We start from the raw sequence: 24,077 nt of genomic DNA on the forward strand, positions 1-24,077 counted from the left end.
AAAATGCTGTCCCCGTCAGAGAGAAACCCGACGGGGAAGGGAAAATAGCCTGGATTAGCCGCGCGTGGCGGCTTTCATACGGCTGACAAAATCATGCAGTTTTGCCAGAATCACTTCTGGCTGGTGCCGATGCTGTTCAATGATACGCACGATGGCTGAGCCTGAAATTGCCCCCGCGGCGCCGGAAGCGATAGCCTCTTTAACCTGTGAAGGTTCCGAAATACCGAAGCCTTGTAGCGCGGGCGCAGCGTGATATTCCGTCAGCGTGGCTATCAGGTGGTGCAACGGCAGTTCAGCGCCCTTCTCCGCGCCCGTCACGCCCGCTCGGGATAACAGATAGGTATAACCACGGCCATGAGAAGCAATCTCTCTGAGCAAGGCGTCATTCGCGTTGGGCGGGCATATAAAGATGGGTGCAACGTTATGTCGCAACGCGGCGGCGCGGAAGGGTGCAGATTCTTCAATCGGCACGTCGGCGATCAACACGGAATCAACACCCGCGTCGGCGCAGCGCTGGTAAAAGGCATCGATACCGTTGCTGAAGACCAGATTGGCGTACATCAACAGGCCAATAGGCATGGTAGGGTGCTTCTGGCGGATGGCTGCCAGCATCTCAAAACAGTGTCTGGGGGTCACGCCTGCTTCAAAGGCACGCAGGGTTGCGGCCTGAATCGTGTGGCCGTCAGCCAGAGGATCGGAGAACGGGATGCCTAATTCTAACGCATCGGCACCAGCATCAATCAGTGTGTCGATAATCTGCAATGAGAGTGCCGGAGTCGGATCGCCTAAGGTAACGAAGGGAACAAAGGCACCTTCCTGCTTTTCCGCCAACTGTGCAAACCGGTGTTGATAACGCTCCATCAGATCTCCCCCCGACCTTTCAAAATATCGTGCACTGTAAATATGTCTTTATCGCCACGGCCAGAGAGGTTAACCACCAGCAGTTGCTCTTTCTCAGGCTCCTGACGAATCATCTTCAAGGCATGTGCCAATGCGTGGGAAGATTCCAGCGCTGGAATGATCCCTTCATGGCGGGACAGTTCCTGAAACGCGGCGAGGGCTTCATCATCGGTTATCGAGACGTAGTCGGCGCGCCCGATGCTGTTCAGGTGGGCGTGCTGCGGACCCACTGACGGAAAATCCAGCCCCGCAGAAATGGAGTAGGACTCCTCGATTTGGCCGTCGGAAGTCTGCATCATGGGCGATTTCATCCCAAAATAAATCCCTACCCGGCCATGTTTCAGCGGGGCACCGTGTTGCCCGCTTTCAATACCCAGTCCCGCCGGTTCAATGCCAATCAACCGCACCGGGGTTTCTTCGATGAAATCTGCAAACATGCCAATGGCGTTGGATCCGCCGCCTACGCAGGCGATGACGGCATCAGGCAAACGCCCTTCGTGCTCCAGAATCTGCGCTTTGGTTTCTTCGCCAATCATGCGCTGAAATTCGCGCACAATCGTCGGGAACGGGTGCGGACCGGCTGCGGTACCTAATAGGTAATGAGCCTTGTCATAACTGCCGGACCAGTCGCGTAGCGCCTCGTTACAGGCATCTTTCAGCGTAGAGGATCCGCTGTGCACCGGGATCACTTCTGCCCCCATCAGGCGCATGCGGAACACGTTAGGTGACTGACGTTCAACGTCTTTGGCACCCATATAGATGCGACATTTCAGGCCGAGCAGGGCACATGCCAGCGCGGTTGCCACACCGTGTTGTCCAGCGCCAGTTTCAGCGATGATTTCGGTTTTCCCCATGCGCTTGGCTAGCAGCGCCTGACCCAACACCTGGTTGGTTTTATGCGCGCCACCGTGCAACAGATCTTCGCGCTTAAGGTACAGCGTGGCACGCGTGCCTTCGGTCAGGTTACGGCAACGGGTGAGCGCCGTGGGGCGACCAGCGTAGTTTTTCAACAAATCGGTAAAGGCAGCCTGAAATTCAGGATCTTTTTGTGCGTCTACAAAGGCCTGTTCCAATTGTTGTAACGCAGGGATCAGTATCTGCGGTACATACTGTCCGCCGAATTCACCAAAGTAAGGATTAAGTAACGTCATAATGTTCCTGTATGTCCTATCAGTGCTAATCAAAAAATTAAAGCGTGCCGCGCCGTACCGGCCGGCGATTATTGCGGATAGAGTGGGGCAAAGGCGGCATGTATTTTCACCGCGTCTTTGATCCCAGGTTCTCTTTCGACACCAGAGTTAACGTCCAGCCCGGCACAGTCGAACTGCGCAGCTTTAGCGCTATTGAACACATTCACGCCCCCTGCCAGCAGCACGTTACTCAGTTCGGCATCATGCAATAAATTCCAGTCAAAACGCTCACCGCTACCGCCTTGTCCGTTATCGAACAGGTAACGATTCACACCGGCAAAATCGCGTTTGGGCAGCTTTTTCTCAACGCTGAGCGCCTTCCAGATCTGGCAGGTGGTGGGCAGCAACGCGCGCAGGTCATCAATGGCGGTCTGGTTTTCGTTGCCGTGCAGTTGCACGGCGAACAACCCCAGTTGTCGGGCCGTTTGCGCAATCTCAGCGGCGGGCGCGTTACGAAACACGCCGACGTAGCGCAACGGTGCACCGGACATTACCGTCAGAGCGAATTCCGGTGTTACACAACGCGGTGAAGAGGGGACAAAGATCAAGCCACCGTACACTGCGCCGGCGTTATACGCCGCAGCAGCATCTATCGCACGCGTGAGTCCGCACACTTTATTTTCGCCCAGGATAAGACGGCGCACCGCCAATGACAGATTGGGCTCTGACATCAGCGAACTGCCAACCAGAAAGCCGTTCGCGTTGGCGCTGAGTTCGCGAATTTGTGCCGCGTTATGAATCCCTGACTCACTGATAACGGTAACATTTTTGGGTAAGCGCGGGGCCAGTGTGCGAGTGCGGTCGAGATCGATAGACAGATCGCGCAGATCGCGATTATTGATACCGACCACGCGGGCTTTGAGCGCGATAGCCCGTTCCAGTTCAGCCTCGTTACTCACTTCTGTCAACACTCCCATTTTCAGACTGTGTGCAACCTGGGCCAGCTCACGGTATTCGTGATCGTCCAGTACGGAGAGCATCAACAGAATGGCGTCGGCCTGGTAATGGCGCGCCAGATAAATCTGGTATTCCGAGATGATAAAATCTTTGCACAGCACCGGTTGTCTGACGACAGCGCTGATGCGCGGTAAAAAATCAAAACTGCCCTGAAAATATTTCTCATCGGTTAGCACCGAGATGGCAGAGGCGTAATCGCTGTAGACGCGTGCAATGGCCACCGGATCAAAATCTTCGCGAATCAGCCCCTTGGAAGGCGATGCTTTTTTGCATTCCAGAATAAACGCGGGCTTTTTATGTTTGAGCGCCGCATAAAAATCGCGCTGGCTAGGAACAAGATCCGCTTGAAAGCTGGATAACGGCTGTGTTTGCTGGCGCGCAACAATCCAACTCACTTTATCCTTTACGATTTTACCCAATACGGTCTTGTTCAGTTCTGACTCTTGCATAGCACCTTTACCATCTGGCGGCGAGCGCTGTCACGCGCTGATAAGCCTGCCCGCTGTGAATAACATCCAATGCCTGCTGCGCGTTCTGGCGCAAATCTTCTTGTCCGAACAGACGCAACAGTAATGCAACGTTGGCGGCCACGGCATTTTCCTGCGCGCGTTCGCCTTTGCCTTGTAACAGGCGTGCCAGAATATCACGGTTTTCTTCGGGCAGCCCGCCCTGGAGTGCAGGAAGCGGGGAGCTTTCGAGACCAAAATCGCGGTGGGTCAGTTCGTAGGTTTCCACCTTGCCATCGCGCAATTCTGCCACTTGAGTTGGGGCGTGCAGCGCGACTTCATCCATACCGCCGCCGTGCACGACGGCAGCACGTTGGTAGCCGAGCACACGGAGCGTTTCAGCGATGGGTGTCACCAGATGCGGACTGTAAACTCCAATCAGCGCCAGCGGCGGACGCGCCGGGTTAATCAGCGGTCCCAGCACGTTAAACAGCGTGCGGGTTTTCAGCAACTGACGCACTGGCATCGCGTGGCGAAATCCGGTGTGGTACTGCGGTGCAAACAAAAAACAAACGCCGAGATCGTCCAGCGCCTGACGTGATTGTTCGGGTGCCATATCCAATTTAATGCCGAAGGCAGACAGCAGATCGGAAGAGCCGGAACGGCTGGAGACGCTGCGGTTACCGTGCTTGGCGACCTTCACGCCGCAACTGGCGGCAACGAACGCGCTGGCCGTTGAGATATTGATGCTATTGGTGCCATCACCGCCGGTGCCGACGATATCGGCAAACAGGTAGTCAGGGCGTGGGAAAGGTTGCGCGTCCGCCAGTAAGGCCGCCGCCGCGCCCGCGATCTCTTCCGGGTGTTCACCACGCACTTTCATGCTGATCAGTGCGGCTGCCAACTGCGCAGGTTCCAACTCGCCGTGCACAATCGCGCTAAACAGCGCTTGGCTCTCAGCGCGGGAAATGGCCTGAGCGCCAAACAGTTTCTCCAGTATGGCCTGTGTTCCCAGGGGGGCATCGAGCGGAGCAGCGGTCAGCGTGTTTACAGAAGCGTACATAATATATCCTTAAATTCGGTAATGATTTTCGTTGTGGGTGGCGATAAGGCTTATGCCAGCGCCCACGCCAGCGTCTGTTCCAGCAGACGGGCACCATGAGTGGTCAGGATAGATTCGGGGTGAAACTGGAAGCCGCAGACGCGATCGGCGTCGTGACGCACTGCCATCACCATGCCATTAAAATGGGCATTGACCGTGAGTTCATCGGGCACCTGACTGCCTACCAGGGAGTGGTAACGCGCCACCGGCAAGGGGTTAGGCAATCCCTGAAACATCGCTTGTCCATCATGTTCAATGGACGAGGCTTTGCCGTGCAGGATTTCACCGGCTTGGCCTACGTGGCCACCATAGGCTTCAACAATCGCCTGATGCCCCAGACAGACGCCAATGATCGGCAAGCGTCCGCGCAGTTGGGTTAATAGTGCCGGCATGCAGCCGGCCTGTGCCGGAGTACCAGGGCCGGGGGAAAGCATCAGAACCGGTTTTTCCAGGGTTTTCAGGCGGGCAATAATGGTATCCACCGGCACCTGATTGCGGTAAATCACCACGTTATGGCCGCTGGCGCGCAGCTGGTCCACCAGGTTGTAGGTGAAGGAATCAATGTTATCGAGCAACAGGATATCGGCCATCAGAAGATCTCCTTGGCATGGTGAGCCTTGACAATGGCGCGAAGCACCGCGCGCGCTTTATTTCCGGTTTCATCCGCTTCCGCCTGCGGCTGTGAGTCGAGCACCACGCCCGCACCGGCCTGAACAGTAGCGATACCGTCTTCAACATAAGCAGAGCGGATGACGATGCAGGTGTCTAAATCGCCGTGCACGGTGAAATACCCCACTGCGCCGCCATAGCTGCCGCGTCGCGTTTTCTCACTGTCGGCAATCAACTGCATGGCGCGTACTTTCGGCGCGCCGCTCAGCGTGCCCATGTTCATGCAAGCCCGGTAGGCGTGCAGTACATCTAAATCCTTACGCAACGTACCAACAACGCGGGATACCAGATGCATTACGAACGAGTAGCGATCCACTTTGGTTAGTTCGGCCACGTAGCGGCTACCGGCTTCACAAATACGCGCCAGATCGTTACGCGCCAGATCGACCAGCATCAGGTGCTCAGCCAGCTCTTTATGGTCAGTGCGCATTTCCAACTCGATGCGGCTGTCGAGATCGCGATCCAGTGAACCATCTGCCCGACGGCCGCGTGGGCGGGTTCCGGCAATGGGGTAGATTTCGATTTGACGAGAATCCGCGTCGTATTTCAGCGAGCTTTCAGGAGAGGCACCAAACAAGGTGAAGTCCTGATCCTGCATAAAGAACATATAAGGGCTGGGATTGTTCTCTTTTAGCGTTTGGTATGCGGCCAGCGGCGATGGGCACGGCAAAGAGAAACGGCGTGACGGCACTACCTGGAAGATTTCACCAATACGAATCGCTTCCTGCATTTGACGTACCACGTCACCGTATTCTTCGTCGCTCTGGTCACAACTGAGCGTCATATCTGTCAGCGTCTGACGCGGCAGCGCGGGTGCCGGTTGCTGCAACTGGTGCCCTAACTGTGCCAGGCGATGTTGCAGGCGCTGACGTTCGGTGGCATCTGGCGTGAACAAGCTAGCCTGTAAATGCGTGACGCGCTGTTGGTGATCCAGAATCAACAAGGTCTCTGCCAGATAAAAGCAGTAGTCCGGGCAGCGCTGTTGTTGGCTGAGTGGCGGCAATGCCTCAAACCCGGCAACCAAATCGTAAGCAAACAGGCCACCGAAGAACATCGCTTCCCGCTCATGAGCAGGGCTGGTTACCAGCGTTTGCAGCAGACGAAGTGCGTCAAAAACGGACAGCGAACGCAGACGGGCATCTTCATCTTGCAGGGTATCCACGGCGGGAAAGGTTAATTCACGACCGTTGGGACGCACGGCGACATCGATATCAGCCGGTAACAGTTGGTCAAGCAGTGGCAGCAGTGTCGCGCCGTTAGCAGTCAAGGCCTGAATGGAGACCTGCTGCCCCAGTGCGGTGATACGCAGTGCGCTATCAATGATCAACAGGCTTTTCAGATCCTGTTTACTGTCAATTTCAGCGTATTCCAGCAGCAGCGTGGCCGGCCGGGCACCGCACAGTTGATGGAAAACCGCGCTCGGATTGTCGCGATAAGCGGCTTCGATGCGCAGCAGTTCAAGCTGCGGCTTATCGGTGGATGAAGATATCGTTGCTGATGTTTGCATCGTCGCTACTCTGGTTATCTGCTGCCCGTTTTACGTCGGTTTCACGGCATCGCACAGCAGTAAGTCATAAAAAAACCCGCCAATTAAGCGGGTTTAGAGATTTTGCATGTTGTGATAACAGCTATGCGTTAATACTCCACCCACCATAGGGAAGAGCGCCACCAACCACTGGTTTGGAAGCTGCCGCGCGGGCTGCTGTTTACCATTGCGAGAACGTGCGTTGCCATTATCACATTTCCATTTATTTGCTGAACTCGTGTACTAGTTAAATAGTTAACTAGTTCATGAGCGCATTGTCAACGGGTTAACACATTTTATTTTATCAATACCGTACCGCCGTCGTGTGGTTCCCCTCCGACGGTGTTTAATGGCATGATGTCCCGCGCCTCAGGTCCCCTGAGCCGCATTAACAACCATAGGTGCCTGTGTGTCCGAACTTTCCGTTGCCCTGTCCGCCAACCCACTGTTTGATCTGCACAGCCACACCACCGCTTCGGATGGAGAACTGTCGCCCGGCGATCTGGTGCAACGCGCCGTCGAGATGCGCATTGGTGTTCTGGCGATCACCGAACACGATACCGTAGCTGGCCTGGCGGCTGCGCAGCAAGCGATAGCCACATACAATCTCCCATTACGGCTGGTGTGTGGTGTTGAGATCTCCACCCTGTGGGAAAACCATGAGATTTATATTGTCGGTTTAGGCATTGATCCCGACCACGTCGCTCTCACACGGCTACAACAGAAGGCGCGCCGCTGGCAGCGTGCGCAGGCCATCGGTGAACGGTTGGAGAAGGCAGGTATTTCAGGCGCACTGAAAGGGGCACAGCGCCTCGCTGGAGAGGGCGAAATCACTCGTGGTCATTTTGCCCGTTTTCTGGTGGAGCAGGGCAAAGCCAGCAATGTAGGGCAGGTGTTCAAATCCTATCTGGCAAAAGGGAAAACCGGATATGTCCCGACCCAGTGGTGTACAATAGCAGAAGCCGTTGATGTTATTCATCATGCGGGCGGTGTGGCAGTACTGGCACACCCTGGGCGCTATGATTTGTCGCCAAAATGGCTCAAACGGGTGCTGGCCAGTTTTGTGGCAGCTACGGGGGATGCGATGGAGGTCGCCCAGTGCCAACAAGCGCCGGACGAACGTACTCAACTGGCGCGTTATGCGCAGGATTTTCAGCTCTATGCCTCACAGGGCTCTGATTTTCACCGTCCCTGTGCCTGGATAGAGTTGGGGCGCAAGCTGTGGTTGCCCGGCGGGGTTACGCCAGTATGGCAACATCCCGTGTTGGCAGCTTTGCTTTTGACCGCAGACGCACTGCCCCCCGATGGATGCGAAGCGTCGCGCTAAATTCGATGTTTAAGGACGTATTATGAGTCAGTTTTTTTATATTCATCCACAAAACCCGCAGCCCCGGTTGATCAATCAATCTGTGGATGTGCTACGCAAAGGTGGCGTGCTGGTTTATCCCACCGATTCAGGCTACGCATTGGGATGTATGCTGGGCGAGAAAAACGCGATGGAGCGCATTTGTCAAATTCGCCATCTGGACAGCAACCATAACTTCACCATCGTATGTCGCGATCTTTCCGAAATGTCTACCTATGCCTATGTGGATAATGCAGCGTTTCGTCTGATCAAGAACAATACGCCCGGTAACTACACCTTTATTTTGAAAGCCACCAAAGAAGTGCCGCGCCGATTGATGAGTGAAAAACGTAAAACTATCGGCATGCGCGTGCCTTCTAACGAGATAGCACTGGCGCTGCTGGAAGCGCTGAATGAGCCGCTGATGTCGACCACATTGATGCTGCCGGGCAATGATTTTGCGGAGTCCGATCCAGAAGAGATTCAAGATCACTTGGGCAAACGGGTTGATTTGATTATCCACGGTGGATTTCTGGGACAAAAACCCACAACGGTGATTGATCTGACCGACTCGGCGCCGGTTGTGGTGCGTGAAGGCACCGGCGATATCTCACCATTTCAGTGAGTAAGGCTCGCTCGGTGCTTTGCGCTCAGCGTTCCGTTTTCGTCAGCGAATGGCGCAGCGTAAATTGGGTCGTCGGGTGCTGTTCCCAGCCTGCCTGTAAAAATAACGGGGTCAATGCCTGCGGTACCGCAACAGGGGTACAAATCCCCTCGAACTGAGCGGCCAGCGCTTGCAGTAGTCGCCGTGCATGACCTTGCCGCCGGGCGGCGGGCGCGACATAAAGCGTCCGCAACTGTGGATTGGTAAACGCAGTGGCAACAATGGCGTAGGCATCATTGCCCCAGCGATATCCCTGTGCCGGCAGTGCGACGGTGCCCAAAGGATCGATCATCCAGGGTAGCGCGTTATCCGGTGCTGCAATCATACTGCCGATAATGGTGACCGGATCGCAACGCGTTAATGTTACCGAACCGTTTATTGTTCCATTGCCCAGTGGTGCAGCAAAACCACACAGGGTGTCCTGACGTACAAATCCCATCTTGTCATACAAAGCAATGCCAGCTGCATTGCAGCTAATCACCTCGAGCCACAGGGCGCAATCGCCCCGTTGACGTGCTTCATTCAGCAATTGCTCTAACAACGCTGTTCCTAATCCGCCACGCGCCAGCGCGGATGAACGGCAAAGGCTGCCAAACGGCAACGCGAGCCGCGCCGTACCATGATTGCTAACGCTACCGGATTATTGTTAGCGCTCCGGCCCCATTCCCACTCGAAACGCAACAAAACGGTAGAGGGTTATGCCACCAGTAAGTGCGTTAAAAATACCTCATTGGGGGAACGATAGCCCAGCGATTTTCTGCCCCTTGTATTGAGTATGTGTTCGAGTTCGGCAATCTTACGATGACTGACCTGACTGAAGTCTGTTCCCTTTGGGTAAAAACGTCGTATCAGCCCGTTGGTGTGCTCATTCAAGCCCCTCTCCCAGGAATGATAAGGATGGGCAAAGTAGACCTGCGCCCCTGTGATTTGAGTAATTTGCTCGTGCAGAGCGAATTCAGGGCCGTTATCAGCTGTTAGGGTCTTAAACTTGCAAAAGGTATTAGCTTCAATGTCCCTGAAAGCAGCAACCACAGTCTCCGCACGCTTATTAGGCAGTTTGCGAATGATGACGGTTTTCAATGCTTTATCTACGATGGTTAACAAGAATGACTTCTGGTCTTTGCCAAAAATAGTGTCAATTTCGAAGTGGCCAGGCTCCTGTTTAAGCTCGGCTTGAGCTGAGCGATACTCAATACCAACACGGTTGGGAATAGGGCCTGATTTGAGGTTTTCGGCATTAAGCGTGTTGCTTAATAGTGAAGTAAGGGTGTTTCGGTGATTGAAGTAAATTTTACGCTGTTCTGAGATGGAAATTCCAAAGACCGGCGCTAAGGAGTAAGAAGGTATCATCAATAAAGGGTCTACGATTCCGTAAAATTTGGGTCATGCAACCGAGGCGCTTGATACCCGCGATGGCGTCTTCAACTGTAATACGGATGCCCGAGATTATTTTATTTTCTTGTTTTTGTTCAGGCGATAAAGGTCTTTTTCGAGTTCCTTTTTTTGGGATTTGTGTATTAGGATGCTGTTTATCTATACCTTGAAAACCGGTATCTGCCCAGATGGTTACCTCAGGAGGAATATGGCGAATTATATCGACTTTATCGAGTAAGCGTTTATCGTGACGGCGCCCATTTTTGCTCATGGGGATAAAGGCTTTGTTGAATAATTTAAGATACTGATTTATATAAGCATTATAAAATTTCAACGACTAATTTTTCCTCTCGGAATGCTTTTTATTGTGCTAACTATTTGATTTGTCGTTCTAACAAAATACATTCTCTGTAAATGCATTCTAACTAAAGAAGATGTAAATCAAACGGTTAAATTATTCAACAAAGCCATTTCAACGACTAATTTTTCCTCTCGGAATGCTTTTTATTGTGCTAACTATTTGATTTGTCGTTCTAACAAAATACATTCTCTGTAAATGCATTCTAACTAAAGAAGATGTAAATCAAACGGTTAAGTTATTCAACAAAGCCGGGGATAAATCCAATTTGCCTTGTTTCGTCAGTCATAATAAGCCCTTTTCGAGTGGTCTGTCTTTTCTTTCCCGAATACATTTTTTTTCGCCGACGCAGATTCTTAGGCTTTTGGACAGGTCGCTCTGTCCCATCAATAAAGACGTCTTTAACTCCAGGAAAGGCGCGAAAAAATTCCTCAGCAGAGCGAATTTGACGAGCGGGCAAAACACATTCTCGCCCCAAGGTCATCTCTAAAACCGGCAATAATATTTTTACCCAGCGACATACCCGTGTTCTATCTAAACCAAAAAGAAGTCCTTGCAAATCATAGGTCGGATAACATTTTAAATACAATAAAATAAAAAGCAGTTTATCTAATGGGGTTGGGATAAATCCTTTCTGCCCTGCACCCATCTGCCGCTCGTGATCTTTTCGATTCTTTTTCCGATAAATCAAATAACAAGCTGAAAATTCAGCGGCTAAATTTTTCAATTCTTCGACTGATAATCCAATGATTGCTTTGCATAAACGATTATCTCGTAACAACCGCTCTTTGTTGATCATTTCAAACCTTTATTCTCTAAGTTAAACCTCTTTTTATTCTCAATAGCCTGACAAAAAATGCAAGTCTCTATTCAGCAACTAGTTTATTGTACCTGTAACGTTTTCCCCGATGAGGAAGTTGCTGATATAGCTCCCCGCCAGCGGCTTTGTTGAATAATTTAAGATACTGATTTATATAAGCATTATAAAATTTCAACGACTAATTTTTCCTCTCGGAATGCTTTTTATTGTGCTAACTATTTGATTTGTCGTTCTAACAAAATACATTCTCTGTAAATGCATTCTAACTAAAGAAGATGTAAATCAAACGGTTAAATTATTCAACAAAGCCCGCTTTTCGATGTAGAACCGTTCTTTCTGAGTCAGATGTTTTCCCTGCATGCAACAGGCTCTCCAGTATGGCCAGAACGGTGATTTTATCCGACTCTGGCAAGTGGGTCACTTTGTTGCGTTTCGAGTGGGAATGGGGCGGCCTGCCTGCGGAGATGTCAAAACGGTTGGTAACAAGGGCTCAATGATTGCCCATGCTTCATCAGAAAGATCGTAGCGAGCCATAATCCAAAGTGTCTTAGAAACAGATGGATACTATAGCTTAAGCAATTAAGGGACACAGCCTAGTGCGTGGCATTACGGCAGACCAGCGGTGAAATCGATGTCATGGACGTTTCCTGTAGTGTCGGCGCTAGCGTATACGGCTCCCTGTAACAGGATTATCGGTCGATATGCCGTTGTACTCAAACAAGATGCGCTTTTTAGCCTAAAATTCATGTAGAATGATCGGCCACTCGCGCTACGGGTACGGCGATGTGGCGATAAGCAGGGGGGCATTGCCCGAATTCCTCTGTTAAACAGATACTCATCAGTGAGTTATGCGGTAATTAACGTTGACTCATTGTTTTATCCGACGCCTGTGAAGGCGACACTCTGAGGCTGCTCAATGAGCGAAAAGTTACAAAAAGTGCTGGCGCGCGCTGGCCACGGCTCACGCCGCGAGATTGAAGGCATTATCCAGGCAGGCCGTGTGAGCGTGGACGGAAAAATTGCGACGCTGGGCGACCGCGTCGAGGTGACCAAGGCAACCCGCATTCGTATCGATGGTCACGTGGTTTCTGTGAAGGAAACTGAAGAAGCGGTGTGTCGCGTACTGATCTATTACAAACCGGAAGGTGAGCTGTGCACCCGCAGCGATCCCGATGGTCGCCCGACGGTATTCGACCGCTTGCCGAAAATGCGCGATTCGCGCTGGGTAGCGGTAGGGCGTCTGGATGTGAATACCTCTGGCCTGTTGTTGTTCACCACCGACGGCGAATTGGCAAACCGCTTGATGCACCCCAGTCATGAAGTAGAACGTGAATATGCGGTGCGGGTGTTTGGTGAAGTGGATGAGGATAAACTCAAACTACTGACCAAAGGTGTACAGCTTGATGACGGTCCTGCATCGTTCTGCACCCTGAAGTACAGCGGTGGTGAAGGATTGAACCAGTGGTATAACGTCACGCTGACCGAAGGGCGCAACCGCGAAGTGCGTCGTCTGTGGGAAGCGGTCGGCGTGCAGGTAAGCCGCTTGATTCGTGTGCGCTATGGCGACATCCCATTACCAAAAGGGTTGCCGCGCGGTGGTTGGACAGAAATGCTGCTCGAGCAGCTTAACTATCTGCGTGAGCTGGTGCAATTGCCGGCGGAAACCACCAGTAAACTGCCGGTGGAGCGCGAGCGTCGTCGGGTGAAAGCCAATCAAATTCGTCGTGCGGTTAAACGCCACGGCCAGGCTGGTCCTGCGCGTCGCAGTGCGCCAAAGCGTAACGGCTAAGTGTGATCTGTATATATTGGGTTTTACACGGGGTGTGCAGTCGCTACACCCCGCAATATCAATAGCGTATTTTCTTACCAATCGATGCCTTGCTGAGCCTTTATACCCGCATCAAACGCGTGTTTTGTCGGCCGCATTTCCGTTACCTTATCCGCCAATTCCAACAATTCGCGGTGGCAGCCGCGACCAGTAATGATCACGCTCTGATGGGACGGTCGCTGCCGTAATGCGCTGCCCCATTCCGACTCGAAACGCAACAAAACGGTAGAGGGTTATGCCACCAGTAAGTGCGTTAAAAATACCTCATTGGGGGAACGATAGCCCAGCGATTTTCTGCCCCTTGTATTGAGTATGTGTTCGAGTTCGGCAATCTTACGATGACTGACCTGACTGAAGTCTGTTCCCTTTGGGTAAAAACGTCGTATCAGCCCGTTGGTGTGCTCATTCAAGCCCCTCTCCCAGGAATGATAAGGATGGGCAAAGTAGACCTGCGCCCCTGTGATTTGAGTAATTTGCTCGTGCAGAGCGAATTCAGGGCCGTTATCAGCTGTTAGGGTCTTAAACTTGCAAAAGGTATTAGCTTCAATGTCCCTGAAAGCAGCAACCACAGTCTCCGCACGCTTATTATGCAGTTTGCGAATGATGACGGTTTTCAATGCGTTATCTACGATGGTTAACAAGAATGACTTCTGGTCTTTGCCAAAAATAGTGTCAATTTCGAAGTGGCCAGGCTCCTGTTTAAGCTCGGCTTGAGCTGGGCGATACTCAATACCAACACGGTTGGGAATAGTGCCTGATTTGAGGTTTTCGGCATTGTACCTGTAACGTTTTCCCCGATGAGGAAGTTGCTGATATAGCTCCCCGCCAGCCTGTCTCTCCTGCAGGATATAGAGATATAGCGTATTCTTGCTGACAGATATACCGAATTCCAGGTGCAAACGGCCACTGATGATTTCAGGTGAAGAGTGAGTGGAAAGCGCCTGCCTGATGAAGTTCTGAATGTGTGGCTCCAACGGGTAAAAAGCATTGTTTGGTAGAGGCTTATGACGGCGTTCCCGGGCCAGAGTGTCCGCCCTTCTACAGCAGTAGACACCATTGAAAGTAGGGTCGGTATTGCGTCTGAGTTCCCTGCTGATGGTCGAGCGAGGCAGAGCACGCTCTCTGGCGATGGTAGCTGCCCCATTCCCAGTCGAAACGCAACAAAACGGTAGGGCATTATGCCGCCTGTAAGTGCGTTAAAAATACCTCATTTGGAGAACGATAACCCAGCGATTTTCTGCCTCGCGTATTGAGCAGGTGTTCGAGTGCTGCAACCTTGCGATGGGTGACATAATTGAAGTCCGTTCCCTTCGGGTAAAAACGCCGTATCAGCCCGTTGGTATGCTCATTCAACCCGCGTTCCCAGGAATGATATGGCCGGGCAAAGTAGACCGGTGCCCCCGTGACTTTTGTAATTTCCCCGTGCTGGGAAAATTCAGAACCGTTGTCAGCAGTCAGGGTTTTAAACTCGCAGAAGGTATTGGCAACGATGTCCCTGAAGGCCGCTACCACTGTCTCTGCTCGCTTGTTGGGCAGTTTGCGAATGATGACCAGCTTGACGGCTTTATCGACCACCGTCAGCAGGAATGATTTCTGATCTTTGCCAAAGATGGTGTCAATCTCGAAATGCCCGGGTTCCTGCTTGAGGTCAGCAACGGCCGGCCGCTGCTCAATGCCAACACGGTTGGGAATAGGACCGCGTTTGTTCTCATCGGTCTGATAGTTATACCGTTTACCCCGATGAGGGAGCTGCTGATACAGCTCACCGCCGGCCCGGCGCTCCTGCTGGATATAGCGATAGAGCGAGTTCTTGCTGACGGACAGGCCAAATTCCAGGACCAGGCGCCCACTGATGACCTCAGGTGAGGTGTGGGTAGACAGCGCCGTTATGATAAAGTCCTGAATGTGCGGTTCAAGCTGGTTAATCACGCTGTCCGGCCGTGTTTTCTGCCGCCGCCCTCTGGCCAACGTTTCGGCCCTTCTGCAGGAATAGACCCCGTTGAAAGCGGCGTCGGTATTGCGTCTGAGTTCCCTGCTGATGGTAGAACGAGGAAGCTCCAGTTCCCGGGCGATGGTGGCCTGGTTAACCCCATCACCACGCCGTTTTTCGATGTAGAACCGCTCTTTGTGAGTCAGATGTTTTCCCTGCATGCAACGGGATCTCCAGTAGGGCCAGAACGGTGATTTTATCCGGGTCTGGCCAGTGGGTCACTTTGTTGCATTTCGACTGGGAATGGGGCGATTGACCTATAAAAAAAACTCTACGTCATCCGAAAGCCGACGAAAACGCCCGGCAGGGATTTCAACAAAAAAAACAACAGTATGAAAAAGAAGGCAAACCTATTGTTTTTATTGATGAAAGTGGTTTTTCACACGATGCCCCACGGACTCACGGCTATTCCCCAAAAGGTCAACGGTGTTTTGGCCTGAAGAACTGGGGAGCTAGGGGAAGAACAAATGTTATCGGCGCTTTATTAGGCACAACGCTGTTTGCTATCGGATTATTTGATATCAATATTAACAGCGATCTTTTCTATGCCTGGGTCACACAAGTCCTTATCCCAGTACTCCCTAAAAACAGTGTAATCATGATGGACAAGGCTTTGTTGAATAATTTAACCGTTTGATTTACATCTTCTTTAGTTAGAATGCATTTACAGAGAATGTATTTTGTTAGAACGACAAATCAAATAGTTAGCACAATAAAAAGCATTCCGAGAGGAAAAATTAGTCGTTGAAATTTTATAATGCTTATATAAATCAGTATCTTAAATTATTCAACAAAGCCGATGGACAATGCCACTTTTCACAAAAAACATAATATTCAACAAGTCATCATCGATGCAGGGTATATGGTGGAGTATTTGCCTACATATTCGCCAGATCTTAACCCAATTGAGCATAAATGGGCACAAGCAAAAAGCAAAAAAAGAGAGATGGGTTGCGATACAGAGAGTTTGTTCTCAGTCCATATGGTGTAATCAAAATTAAGTCGCTTGGCTATATACTCATGCTAATGCATTGATGACAAGGATAATACTACCGATGGGACATTCATGAGTGATACCATTCGCGTCGGGCTGGTAGGGTATGGCTATGCCAGCAAGACGTTTCATGTGCTGTTGATCACCGCCGTGCCGGGTATGAAACTGGTTGCCGTGTCGAGCAGTGATGTGCAGAAAGTGCATGCGGATTGGGCTGACGTCATTGTGGTTGACGATCCGCAGGCGCTGTTCAGCCGTACCGATATTGATCTTGTTGCCCCATTCCCACCCCGAATGAAACCCATTTCCCTTTGGCCAAACAGGCGCTGTTAGCGGGGAAACACGTGGTGGTTGATAAACCTTCCACCGTGACGTTGTCACAAGCAAAAGAGCTGGCGCAGGTGGCGGCCCACAGTGGAAAGCTGTTGTCTGTGTTCCACAATCGTCGCTTGGACAGAGATTTTCTCACGCTAAAACAGTTAGTTGATACCGGTGTGTTGGGCGAAGTCGTTTATCTTGAGTCCCATTTTGACCGTTTCCGCCCGGAAGTGCGTCAGCGCTGGCGTGAAGATGGCAGTGTGGGCAGCGGAATCTGGTACGACTTAGGACCGCATCTGTTGGATCAAGCGCTGCAGCTGTTTGGGTTGCCAGTGGCTATCAATGTGGATCTGGCACAACTGCGCCCTGGCGGCAAAGCGACGGATTATTTTCATGCCACCTTGATTTACCCACAGCGTCGTATGGTGTTACATGCCAGTATGCTGGTGGCCGCCGAGTCTGCGCGTTTTACGCTGCACGGAACCAAAGGCAGCTTCATTAAATATGGCCTTGATCCGCAAGAAGATCGTTTGAAAACCGGTGTACGTCTGCCGCAGACAGGTTGGGGGCAGGATTCGCGTCATGGTGTGCTAACGCTGCATCAGGATGGGGTGATGGCTGAGCAGACGGTAACGACGTTGCCTGGTAACTATCCTGCCTATTACGCGGCAGTGCGTGATGCGCTGCAAGGCAAGGGCGAAAACCCAGTGCCCGCTGAGCAGGTGATGGAGTTGATTGAGATTGGCCTGCTCTCTCATCAGGAACGCCGTGCGGTGATGGTCAAAAAACAATGATCCCGAAATCGGATAGCATCATGCCTTACCATTTCATCTCCTTATGATGCAAGGTTAGTTTTGATCTTGTTGGCATTTCGTTGATAAAGGCGATCTTAAGATTGACCGTATTTTTTATAAAAACAGCAGGTTCCTGTAATGGCTTCATTCTCTCCCTTGTCATGGTTACAACGCCTTCGTATTGATAAATTTTTACTGGTATTGATTGTGGTGGTGCTTACGGCATCGGTTTTTCCGTGCGAAGGTAACGTGAAAACCTTTTTTGAATACCTGACCACGGCAGCTATAGCGCTGCTGTTTTTTATGCACGGCGCAAAGCTCTCACGTGAAGCAATCACCGCAGGCATGGGGCACTGGCGTTTGCATCTGGTGGTGTTCGCCAGCACCTTTTTGTTCTTTCCGCTGCTGGGTATGGGGATGAATGCATTGGTGCCTACCGTGTTGACGCCGACGCTCTATCTTGGGTTTCTCTACCTGTGTGCACTGCCTGCTACGGTGCAATCAGCTATTGCCTATACATCAATGGCGGGAGGCAACGTGGCGGCTGCTATTTGCAGCGCGTCAGCGTCCAGCATTCTTGGCGTGTTTTTATCTCCCATTCTTGTCGGTTTGTTGATGCACACACAGGGCGGGGAAACGGATACGCTGCACGCGATTGGCTCGATTATCCTGCAACTGATGGTGCCGTTTGTGTTAGGGCATCTTTCTCGTCCACTGATTGCGGGTTGGGTTGAACGCCATCGCAAATTGATTAATATTACTGACCGGTCATCGATTCTGTTGGTGGTTTATGTGGCCTTCAGTGAAGCCGTAGTGCAGGGGATTTGGACACAAATTAACGGCTGGTCGCTGCTGGCCGTGGTCGTTTGTTCGATTGTGCTGCTGGCGATTGTGCTGGTGGTTAACACCTTGGCGGCGCGTAAGTTGGGCTTCAATACTGCCGATGAGATCACCATCGTCTTTTGCGGTTCCAAAAAGAGTCTGGCGAACGGTATTCCTATGGCTAATGTGCTGTTTCCCGCCGCCGCCGTTGGCGCCATGGTGTTGCCGTTGATGATATTTCATCAGATTCAATTAATGGTGTGCGCCGCCTTGGCTCAGCGTTATGCTAATAAAAGGGCCAAGACGCAACCGGTGAAACCGGCCTAATGGTTCAAACTGTTTAGTCTTATTCTAAGGCCGGATAACCGTCCGGCCTTAGCACGCTTCCTTGGATAGAATCGTTTTCTGCATTATATCATCGTAAAAATCACCAATACTTCTCAAACGTGAGTTATTTCGAATGTTATCTTGGTCATAAGGACGAGGTATGCGAATTTATAGTCTCGATTTGATGAAAATTGTTGCGATTTTTCTGGTTATTATTTCACATGTCTCTCTCTATTTTATGAATCGTGATCCTCAGGATTTTGGCGTATTGTTTATTCGTCAGACCGGACAATTTGGTGTGGCAATGTTTTATATGGCGAGTGGCTATTTTTTATTGAATAATCACCATGAGGATCAATTTCGTTATGTGATGACTAAAGGCTTTGTTGAATAAATCAGAATTAGCCGACAGGATGACTCCCTCTGCTACACCTGTTATCCTATCCTGACACTGTGTGGCATACCCAACAACGTCATACGGTTCAGCGCTTTGACCATCGCTATGGCTTCACCTACTTGAGCCTCATAGTCACGCAGGCTCAGATGGCCACCCAGCAAAGTTTTTATGCGGAACATCGCTGTTTCTGCCACTGAACGCCGGTGATAACCCACTTTCTTTTTCCACATATCATTACTCCCGCTCAGACGCTGATTCGCCACCGCATGGTTACGTTCATGGTACTTGTCCGGCCAGTATTTGGCTCCGCTTCGCGGCGGGATAAGGGGCCTGATTTTCTTTCTTAGCAACGCATCGTGGCAGTATAGCCAAGCGACTTAATTTTGATTACACCATATGGACTGAGAACAAACTCTCTGTATCGCAACCCATCTCTCTTTTTTTGCTTTTTGCTTTTTGCTTGTGCCCATTTATGCTCAATTGGGTTAAGATCTGGCGAATATGTAGGCAAATACTCCACCATATACCCTGCATCGATGATGACTTGTTGAATATTATGTTTTTTGTGAAAAGTGGCATTGTCCATCATGATTACACTGTTTTTAGGGAGTACTGGGATAAGGACTTGTGTGACCCAGGCATAGAAAACATCGCTGTTAATATTGATATCAAATAATCCGATAGCAAACAGCGTTGTGCCTAATAAAGCGCCGATAACATTTGTTCTTCCCCTAGCTCCCCAGTTCTTCAGGCCAAAACACCGTTGACCTTTTGTGGAATAGCCGTGAGTCCGTGGGGCATCGTGTGAAAAACCACTTTTATCAATAAAAACAATAGGTTTACCTTCTTTTTCATACTGTTATTTTTTTTGTTGAAATCCCTGCCGGGCGTTTTCGTCGGCTTTCGGATGACGTAGAGTTTTTTTTATAGGTCAATCCCAGCTTTTTAAGCGCTTGCCAAATGGCCTTCTGACAAACGCCAAAACGCTCTGCACGTTCTTTTTGGTAAGCATCTGGATATTGTTCAACATCTTTTATCAACTCGGATTTATCGATCTTTCGCTGACGCGTGGTCGATGCTTTTGACTCTATTTGATTAATCCAACGCGATACAGAGGCAGGGCCAATCCGAAATTGCTTCGCTGTTTCTCGGATACTCAACCCTTCGTTTTTCCGTGTAGATATCACTTTACGTCTAAAATCAATTGAATAGCTCATTTAAATAATGTAATCAAAATTAAGTCGTTTAGCTATATTCCTTTAAACGGCCAAAACATCTTTCTACAACGTTGCGACGGCGATAAGCATCACGATAAAGTTGTGAGCGTCCATCTGAAGCCAGTTTTTCATTTGATTTTCGGGGAATAACCGCTCTTATCCCTTTTCTTTTCAACTCGTTACGGAGTGCATTGCCAGAGTAGGTTTTGTCAGCCAGTACCGCATGACCACGACGCTTCATGCTACCGTTCTGCCGTTGCACGCCAATGCCGTCCAGGAGTCGTAACGCGAACAGGCTTTCGTGAGCCTGCCCAGCACTCAGTACGATATTTAGCGGGATGCCGCTTCCGTCAGTCGCCATGTGGATTTTGGTGCCATAACCACCTCGTGAGCGACTCAGGCTGTTATCGTTGGTAATATCGGGATGTTTTTTTGAGCGCCAGCCGCACATTTGAGCGCACGGATATTGCTGCCATCCAGCGCAGTGGCTGACCAGTCAACAAGTCCATGAGCATCAAGAAATGAAAGTAACTTATTAAAAATAATGTTAATAACTCCAGACTTTGACCATCTATTGAAACGGTTATAAACGGTTTTCCATGGGCCGTAACGTTCAGGTAAATCACGCCATGGGGCACCTGAACACAGTATCCAGAACATGCCGTTGACGATTTTGCGATGTTCTGCCCATGGCCGGCCTGCCTGCGGAGATGTCAAAACGGTTGGTAACAAGGGCTCAATGATTGCCCATGCTTCATCAGAAAGATCGTAGCGAGCCATAATCCAAAGTGTCTTAGAAACAGATGGATACTATAGTTCAAGCAATTAAGGGACACAGCCTAATGTTACATACCCGTTTTGCCTGGCTTGAAGGGATGATCGGTCGGATTGGTAGTAAAACGTTGGGGATTTATCTGGTGCACAATATCTTCGTCATAGAGATTAACAACACCGCGCTTTATGACCGGTTATACCTCATGTTCAGCTTTTTGTCCGTCTATGGCTTTATTGTGCTCTATGGCGCGTTGACCTTTGCGCTGTCATACCTGATTTGCTGTCTATTAAGCCGGTTACGTTGGATAAATCGTGTGATAACCCTGTAGGGGCGAGCTGTCGCCCCGGTGTGCTTGAGCTTACGCGCGAGCGCGCTTGCGTTGAACTTTTTCACGAATACGCTGTTTGTCCTGCTCGGAAAGAAACACGACGGCCAATCCATTGCTCTGCGCCTGACGAATTTCATCGGCGGTCAGGCCAGCCTGCGGGGCGGCAGTGTGATATTCGTGTGCTATCTCGATCCCTTGTACTACCGGATCGTCAGTATTGATGGTCGCGGGAATACCGTGACGCAGAAAGTGGGGCAGAGGATGTTCCGCTAAGGACATGACGGTACTGGTTTGAATATTTGACGTCAGGCAGGATTCAATGGCGATCTGTTGCTGCGCCATGTGTGTCATTAGCGTTTTATCCACAATGGCGGCTTCCACAATGGCGGCTACGCCGTGACCGATGCGCTCTGCCCCTAATTGACGAATCGCCTGCCAGATACTTTCAGCATCCGCCGCTTCACCGGCATGAACGGTAATATGCCAACCGTTATCACGCGCCTAACGAAAGTGCGAAGTAAACAAACCGCCCGGGAAGCCTAATTAATCGCCAGCCAAATCGAGGCCCCATTCCCACTCGAAACGCAACAAAGTGACCCACTTGCCAGAGTCGGATAAAATCACCGTTCTGGCCATACTGGAGAGCCTGTTGCATGCAGGGAAAACATCTGACTCAGAAAGAACGGTTCTACATCGAAAAGCGGCGTGGTGAAGGTGTCAACCAAGCTACCATCGCCAGAGAGCTTGCTCTGCCTCGCTCGACCATCAGCAGGGAACTCAGACGCAATACCGACCCTACTTTCAATGGTGTCTACTGCTGTAGAAGGGCGGACACTCTGGCCCGGGAACGCCGTCATAAGCCTCTGCCAAACAATAAGCGTGTTGCTTAATAGTGAAATAAGGGTGTTTCGGTGATTGAAGTAAATTTTACGCTGTTCTGAGATGGAAATTCCAAAGACCGGCGCTAAGGAGTAAGAAGGTATCATCAATAAAGGGTCTACGAGTCCGTAAAATTTGGGTCATGCAACCGAGGCGCTTGATACCCGCGATGGCGTGTTCAACTGTAATACGGATGCCCGAGATTATTTTATTTTCTTGTTTTTGTTCAGGCGATAAAGGTCTTTTTCGAGTTCCTTTTTTTGGGATTTGTGTATTAGGATGCTGTTTATCTATACCTTGAAAACCGGTATCTGCCCAGATGGTTACCTCAGGAGGAATATGGCGAATTATATCGACTTTATCGAGTAAGCGTTTATCGTGACGGCGCCCATTTTTGCTCATGGGGATAAATCCAATTTGCCTTGTTTCGTCAGTCATAATAAGCGCTTTTCGAGTGGTCTGTCTTTTCTTTCCCGAATACATTTTTTTTCGCCGACGCAGATTCTTAGGCTTTTGGACAGGTCGCTCTGTCCCATCAATAAAGACGTCTTTAACTCCAGGAAAGGCGCGAAAAAATTCCTCAGCAGAGCGAATTTGACGAGCGGGCAAAACACATTCTCGCCCCAAGGTCATCTCTAAAACCGGCAATAATATAGCCAAGCGACATTATTTTGATAACAGCCAGCTATGCTTCTTTGCCGCATATCAGGGCATAGGATGTAATCATTTTTAAGTCGGTTGGCTATATTTTTACCCAGCGACATACCCGTGTTCTATCTAAACCAAAAAGAAGTCCTTGCAAATCATAGGTCGGATAACATTTTAAATACAATAAAATAAAAAGCAGTTTATCTAATGGGAGAGTGTAAAAAGATCTGTGTAAATGGCATTTTGAGGAAAACCTTCAGAGGACAAAAAATGCATATCAGCAACGAACTTATTGACCAACTGCTTCAGGATTGCCACTCCCCTCAGGAGCTTCTGGGTGAATCAGGCCTACTCAAGGAGCTGACTAAAAGACTGGCGGAACGGGTTCTTCAAGCTGAGATGGAGATACACCTTGGGTATGCTAAGCATGACCCGGCTGGTAATAATTCAGGCAACTCCCGCAATGGCAAGACATCCAAGAGCGTACGTAGCCAAAATGGGGCGCTCGAGCTCGATATTCCGCGCGCCCGCAACAGTATAGCCAAGCGACTTAATTTTGATTACACCATATGGACTAAGAACAAACTCTCTGTATCGCAACCCATCTCTCTTTTTTTGCTTTTTGCTTGTGCCCATTTATGCTCAATTGGGTTAAGATCTGGCGAATATGTAGGCAAATACTCCACCATATACCCTGCATCGATGATGACTTGTTGAATATTATGTTTTTTGTGAAAAGTGGCATTGTCCATCATGATTACACTGTTTTTAGGGAGTACTGGGATAAGGACTTGTGTGACCCAGGCATAGAAAACATCGCTGTTAATATTGATATCAAATAATCCGATAGCAAACAGCGTTGTGCCTAATAAAGCGCCGATAACATTTGTTCTTCCCCTAGCTCCCCAGTTCTTCAGGCCAAAACACCGTTGACCTTTTGGTGAATAGCCGTGAGTCCGTGGGGCATCGTGTGAAAAACCACTTTCATCAATAAAAACAATAGGTTTACCTTCTTTTTCATACTGTTGTTTTTTTTGTTGAAATCCCTGCCGGGCGTTTTCGTCGGCTTTCGGATGACGTAGAGTTTTTTTTATAGGTCAATCCCAGCTTTTTAAGCGCTTGCCAAATGGCCTTCTGACAAACGCCAAAACGCTCTGCACGTTCTTTTTGGTAAGCATCTGGATATTGTTCAACATCTTTTATCAACTCGGATTTATCGATCTTTCGCTGACGCGTGGTCGATGCTTTTGACTCTATTTGATTAATCCAACGCGATACAGAGGCGGGGCCAATCCGAAATTGCTTCGCTGTTTCTCGGATACTCAACCCTTCGTTTTTCCGTGTAGATATCACTTTACGTCTAAAATCAATTGAATAGCTCATTTAAATAATGTAATCAAAATTAAGTCG

General features: G+C 50.1%; 27 protein-coding genes, 9 pseudogenes and 1 other annotated feature. Of the genes and pseudogenes, 12 read left to right on the forward strand and 24 right to left on the reverse strand.

All coding sequences use genetic code 11. The annotated features are described in order from the left end of the window. Positions 1 to 54 precede the first annotated feature (54 nt). From trpA to ACQGXV_RS30125, 5 genes and pseudogenes are all read right to left on the reverse strand, one after another. Positions 55 to 861: a tryptophan synthase subunit alpha gene (gene trpA, locus ACQGXV_RS30105; protein WP_440864078.1), complete on the reverse strand. Its 807-nt coding sequence runs from the start codon at positions 859 to 861 to the stop codon at positions 55 to 57. Next, a complete protein-coding gene (trpB, locus tag ACQGXV_RS30110; protein ID WP_440867710.1) occupies positions 861 to 2,054 on the reverse strand; it encodes a tryptophan synthase subunit beta in 1,194 nt (397 codons plus the stop codon). The genes trpA and trpB overlap by 1 nt, the downstream gene beginning before the upstream one ends. 65 nt (positions 2,055 to 2,119) lie before the next feature. After that, positions 2,120 to 3,496: a bifunctional indole-3-glycerol-phosphate synthase TrpC/phosphoribosylanthranilate isomerase TrpF gene (gene trpCF / locus ACQGXV_RS30115; protein ID WP_440864079.1), complete on the reverse strand. Its 1,377-nt coding sequence runs from the start codon at positions 3,494 to 3,496 to the stop codon at positions 2,120 to 2,122. 7 nt (positions 3,497 to 3,503) lie between these two features. After that, positions 3,504 to 5,185, reverse strand: a pseudogene (trpD, locus tag ACQGXV_RS30120) (anthranilate phosphoribosyltransferase). Next, positions 5,185 to 6,771 carry an anthranilate synthase component 1 gene (locus ACQGXV_RS30125; RefSeq protein WP_440864080.1) on the reverse strand — a complete coding sequence of 529 codons (1,587 nt, stop codon included), beginning with the start codon at positions 6,769 to 6,771 and terminating at the stop codon, positions 5,185 to 5,187. Before ACQGXV_RS30125 ends, trpD begins: the two are co-directional and overlap by 1 nt. A 66-nt stretch (positions 6,772 to 6,837) precedes the next feature. Continuing rightward, positions 6,838 to 6,941 (reverse strand) — a sequence feature (Trp leader region). A 257-nt stretch (positions 6,942 to 7,198) separates the two neighbouring features. On the opposite strand from ACQGXV_RS30125, the gene rnm reads away from it, so the two are divergent. Together rnm and ACQGXV_RS30135 are read left to right on the forward strand one after the other, a co-directional pair. Continuing rightward, positions 7,199 to 8,116 (forward strand): RNase RNM, encoded by a 918-nt coding sequence (rnm, locus tag ACQGXV_RS30130; RefSeq protein ID WP_440864081.1) that lies wholly within the window; start codon positions 7,199 to 7,201, stop codon positions 8,114 to 8,116. A 22-nt stretch (positions 8,117 to 8,138) separates the two neighbouring features. Then, on the forward strand, positions 8,139 to 8,759 hold the full coding sequence (locus ACQGXV_RS30135) for an L-threonylcarbamoyladenylate synthase (protein ID WP_440864082.1): 621 nt from the start codon (positions 8,139 to 8,141) through the stop codon (positions 8,757 to 8,759). 25 nt (positions 8,760 to 8,784) lie between these two features. On the opposite strand, the gene ACQGXV_RS30140 is transcribed toward ACQGXV_RS30135, so the two are convergent. The 6 genes and pseudogenes from ACQGXV_RS30140 to ACQGXV_RS30165 form a co-directional block, all read right to left on the reverse strand. Further along, the gene (locus ACQGXV_RS30140) at positions 8,785 to 9,399 is read right to left on the reverse strand and encodes a GNAT family N-acetyltransferase (protein ID WP_440864083.1); all 615 of its coding nucleotides are present in this window, start codon (positions 9,397 to 9,399) and stop codon (positions 8,785 to 8,787) included. Positions 9,400 to 9,494: 95 nt separating this feature from the next. Further along, on the reverse strand, positions 9,495 to 10,148 hold the full coding sequence (locus ACQGXV_RS30145) for an IS30 family transposase (protein ID WP_440867711.1): 654 nt from the start codon (positions 10,146 to 10,148) through the stop codon (positions 9,495 to 9,497). Then, positions 10,090 to 10,506, reverse strand: coding sequence for a transposase family protein (locus ACQGXV_RS30150; RefSeq protein WP_440864084.1), 417 nt, complete (start codon positions 10,504 to 10,506; stop codon positions 10,090 to 10,092). Before ACQGXV_RS30150 ends, ACQGXV_RS30145 begins: the two co-directional genes overlap by 59 nt. Before the next feature lie 262 nt (positions 10,507 to 10,768). Next, a complete protein-coding gene (locus tag ACQGXV_RS30155) occupies positions 10,769 to 11,329 on the reverse strand; it encodes a transposase family protein (RefSeq protein ID WP_440864085.1) in 561 nt (186 codons plus the stop codon). Between the two features lie 67 nt (positions 11,330 to 11,396). Continuing rightward, positions 11,397 to 11,525 carry a hypothetical protein gene (locus ACQGXV_RS30160; RefSeq protein ID WP_440864086.1) on the reverse strand — a complete coding sequence of 43 codons (129 nt, stop codon included), beginning with the start codon at positions 11,523 to 11,525 and terminating at the stop codon, positions 11,397 to 11,399. A gap of 269 nt (positions 11,526 to 11,794) precedes the next feature. Continuing rightward, positions 11,795 to 11,884: pseudogene (locus ACQGXV_RS30165) on the reverse strand (IS5/IS1182 family transposase); the annotation flags it as partial. A gap of 382 nt (positions 11,885 to 12,266) precedes the next feature. Between ACQGXV_RS30165 and rluB the strand changes: the two are divergent. Further along, positions 12,267 to 13,139 (forward strand): 23S rRNA pseudouridine(2605) synthase RluB, encoded by an 873-nt coding sequence (rluB, locus tag ACQGXV_RS30170; protein WP_440864087.1) that lies wholly within the window; start codon positions 12,267 to 12,269, stop codon positions 13,137 to 13,139. Between the two features lie 74 nt (positions 13,140 to 13,213). Here rluB and ACQGXV_RS30175 read toward each other — a convergent pair. The 3 genes and pseudogenes from ACQGXV_RS30175 to ACQGXV_RS30185 all read right to left on the reverse strand — a co-directional run. Then, positions 13,214 to 13,369: pseudogene (locus ACQGXV_RS30175) on the reverse strand (cob(I)yrinic acid a,c-diamide adenosyltransferase); the annotation flags it as partial. Positions 13,370 to 13,411: 42 nt separating this feature from the next. After that, a complete protein-coding gene (locus ACQGXV_RS30180; RefSeq protein WP_440867713.1) occupies positions 13,412 to 14,308 on the reverse strand; it encodes an IS30 family transposase in 897 nt (298 codons plus the stop codon). 46 nt (positions 14,309 to 14,354) lie between these two features. Beyond that, a complete protein-coding gene (locus tag ACQGXV_RS30185) occupies positions 14,355 to 15,329 on the reverse strand; it encodes an IS30 family transposase (protein WP_440863602.1) in 975 nt (324 codons plus the stop codon). Positions 15,330 to 15,381: 52 nt separating this feature from the next. Between ACQGXV_RS30185 and ACQGXV_RS30190 the strand changes: the two genes are divergently transcribed. The 6 genes and pseudogenes from ACQGXV_RS30190 (at position 15,382) to ACQGXV_RS30215 (ending at position 18,817) form a co-directional block, all read left to right on the forward strand. Next, the gene (locus ACQGXV_RS30190; protein ID WP_440864088.1) at positions 15,382 to 15,504 is read left to right on the forward strand and encodes a hypothetical protein; all 123 of its coding nucleotides are present in this window, start codon (positions 15,382 to 15,384) and stop codon (positions 15,502 to 15,504) included. Positions 15,505 to 15,529: 25 nt separating this feature from the next. Further along, positions 15,530 to 15,805, forward strand: a complete 276-nt coding sequence (locus ACQGXV_RS30195) for a transposase (RefSeq protein ID WP_440867714.1) — start codon at positions 15,530 to 15,532, stop codon at positions 15,803 to 15,805. Positions 15,806 to 15,967: 162 nt separating this feature from the next. Continuing rightward, on the forward strand, positions 15,968 to 16,159 hold the full coding sequence (locus ACQGXV_RS30200) for a transposase (protein WP_440864089.1): 192 nt from the start codon (positions 15,968 to 15,970) through the stop codon (positions 16,157 to 16,159). A 75-nt stretch (positions 16,160 to 16,234) separates the two neighbouring features. After that, a pseudogene (locus ACQGXV_RS30205) lies at positions 16,235 to 17,274 on the forward strand (oxidoreductase). A 156-nt stretch (positions 17,275 to 17,430) separates the two neighbouring features. Further along, the gene (locus ACQGXV_RS30210) at positions 17,431 to 18,423 is read left to right on the forward strand and encodes a bile acid:sodium symporter family protein (protein WP_440867715.1); all 993 of its coding nucleotides are present in this window, start codon (positions 17,431 to 17,433) and stop codon (positions 18,421 to 18,423) included. Between the two features lie 160 nt (positions 18,424 to 18,583). After that, positions 18,584 to 18,817: an acyltransferase family protein gene (locus ACQGXV_RS30215; RefSeq protein ID WP_440864090.1), complete on the forward strand. Its 234-nt coding sequence runs from the start codon at positions 18,584 to 18,586 to the stop codon at positions 18,815 to 18,817. A gap of 41 nt (positions 18,818 to 18,858) precedes the next feature. Here the strand turns inward: ACQGXV_RS30215 and ACQGXV_RS30220 are convergent. The 4 genes and pseudogenes from ACQGXV_RS30220 to ACQGXV_RS30235 form a co-directional block, all read right to left on the reverse strand. Beyond that, a pseudogene (locus tag ACQGXV_RS30220) lies at positions 18,859 to 19,185 on the reverse strand (transposase); the annotation flags it as partial. Beyond that, a pseudogene (locus tag ACQGXV_RS30225) lies at positions 19,164 to 19,658 on the reverse strand (IS630 family transposase); the annotation flags it as partial. The pseudogenes ACQGXV_RS30225 and ACQGXV_RS30220, both read right to left, overlap by 22 nt. Positions 19,659 to 19,671: 13 nt before the next feature. Further along, positions 19,672 to 20,037, reverse strand: coding sequence for an IS630 transposase-related protein (locus ACQGXV_RS30230; RefSeq protein WP_440864091.1), 366 nt, complete (start codon positions 20,035 to 20,037; stop codon positions 19,672 to 19,674). A 34-nt stretch (positions 20,038 to 20,071) separates the two neighbouring features. Continuing rightward, a pseudogene (locus ACQGXV_RS30235) lies at positions 20,072 to 20,817 on the reverse strand (IS5 family transposase); the annotation flags it as partial. Positions 20,818 to 20,879: 62 nt separating this feature from the next. On the opposite strand from ACQGXV_RS30235, the gene ACQGXV_RS30240 reads away from it, so the two are divergent. Continuing rightward, entirely contained in the window at positions 20,880 to 21,140 is a 261-nt protein-coding gene (locus ACQGXV_RS30240) for a hypothetical protein (protein WP_440864092.1), read from the forward strand. 30 nt (positions 21,141 to 21,170) lie between these two features. Here ACQGXV_RS30240 and ACQGXV_RS30245 read toward each other — a convergent pair. After that, positions 21,171 to 21,704: pseudogene (locus ACQGXV_RS30245) on the reverse strand (adenosine deaminase); the annotation flags it as partial. 89 nt (positions 21,705 to 21,793) lie between these two features. On the opposite strand from ACQGXV_RS30245, the gene ACQGXV_RS30250 reads away from it, so the two are divergent. Then, on the forward strand, positions 21,794 to 22,030 hold the full coding sequence (locus ACQGXV_RS30250; RefSeq protein ID WP_440864093.1) for a helix-turn-helix domain-containing protein: 237 nt from the start codon (positions 21,794 to 21,796) through the stop codon (positions 22,028 to 22,030). A gap of 37 nt (positions 22,031 to 22,067) precedes the next feature. On the opposite strand, the gene ACQGXV_RS30255 is transcribed toward ACQGXV_RS30250, so the two are convergent. Genes ACQGXV_RS30255 through ACQGXV_RS30265 form a run of 3 tightly spaced genes read right to left on the reverse strand, consistent with a single transcriptional unit; the run spans position 22,068 to position 22,851 of the window. After that, on the reverse strand, positions 22,068 to 22,679 hold the full coding sequence (locus tag ACQGXV_RS30255; RefSeq protein WP_440864094.1) for a transposase family protein: 612 nt from the start codon (positions 22,677 to 22,679) through the stop codon (positions 22,068 to 22,070). Further along, positions 22,655 to 22,783, reverse strand: a complete 129-nt coding sequence (locus tag ACQGXV_RS30260) for a hypothetical protein (protein WP_440864095.1) — start codon at positions 22,781 to 22,783, stop codon at positions 22,655 to 22,657. The genes ACQGXV_RS30255 and ACQGXV_RS30260 overlap by 25 nt, the downstream gene beginning before the upstream one ends. After that, on the reverse strand, positions 22,762 to 22,851 hold the full coding sequence (locus tag ACQGXV_RS30265) for a transposase family protein (RefSeq protein ID WP_440864096.1): 90 nt from the start codon (positions 22,849 to 22,851) through the stop codon (positions 22,762 to 22,764). The genes ACQGXV_RS30260 and ACQGXV_RS30265 overlap by 22 nt, the downstream gene beginning before the upstream one ends. Positions 22,852 to 22,937: 86 nt before the next feature. Between ACQGXV_RS30265 and ACQGXV_RS30270 the strand changes: the two are divergent. Beyond that, positions 22,938 to 23,201: pseudogene (locus ACQGXV_RS30270) on the forward strand (transposase); the annotation flags it as partial. 26 nt (positions 23,202 to 23,227) lie between these two features. Here ACQGXV_RS30270 and ACQGXV_RS30275 read toward each other — a convergent pair. Beyond that, complete coding sequence (locus ACQGXV_RS30275) at positions 23,228 to 23,761, reverse strand: IS630 family transposase (RefSeq protein WP_440867717.1); 534 nt, start codon at positions 23,759 to 23,761, stop codon at positions 23,228 to 23,230. Further along, positions 23,685 to 24,050, reverse strand: a complete 366-nt coding sequence (locus ACQGXV_RS30280; RefSeq protein ID WP_440862584.1) for an IS630 transposase-related protein — start codon at positions 24,048 to 24,050, stop codon at positions 23,685 to 23,687. The genes ACQGXV_RS30275 and ACQGXV_RS30280 overlap by 77 nt, the downstream gene beginning before the upstream one ends. Between the last annotated feature and the right edge of the window lie 27 nt (positions 24,051 to 24,077).

Source organism: Symbiopectobacterium purcellii (assembly GCF_052050035.1).
Lineage (GTDB): Bacteria > Pseudomonadota > Gammaproteobacteria > Enterobacterales > Enterobacteriaceae > Symbiopectobacterium > Symbiopectobacterium purcellii_A.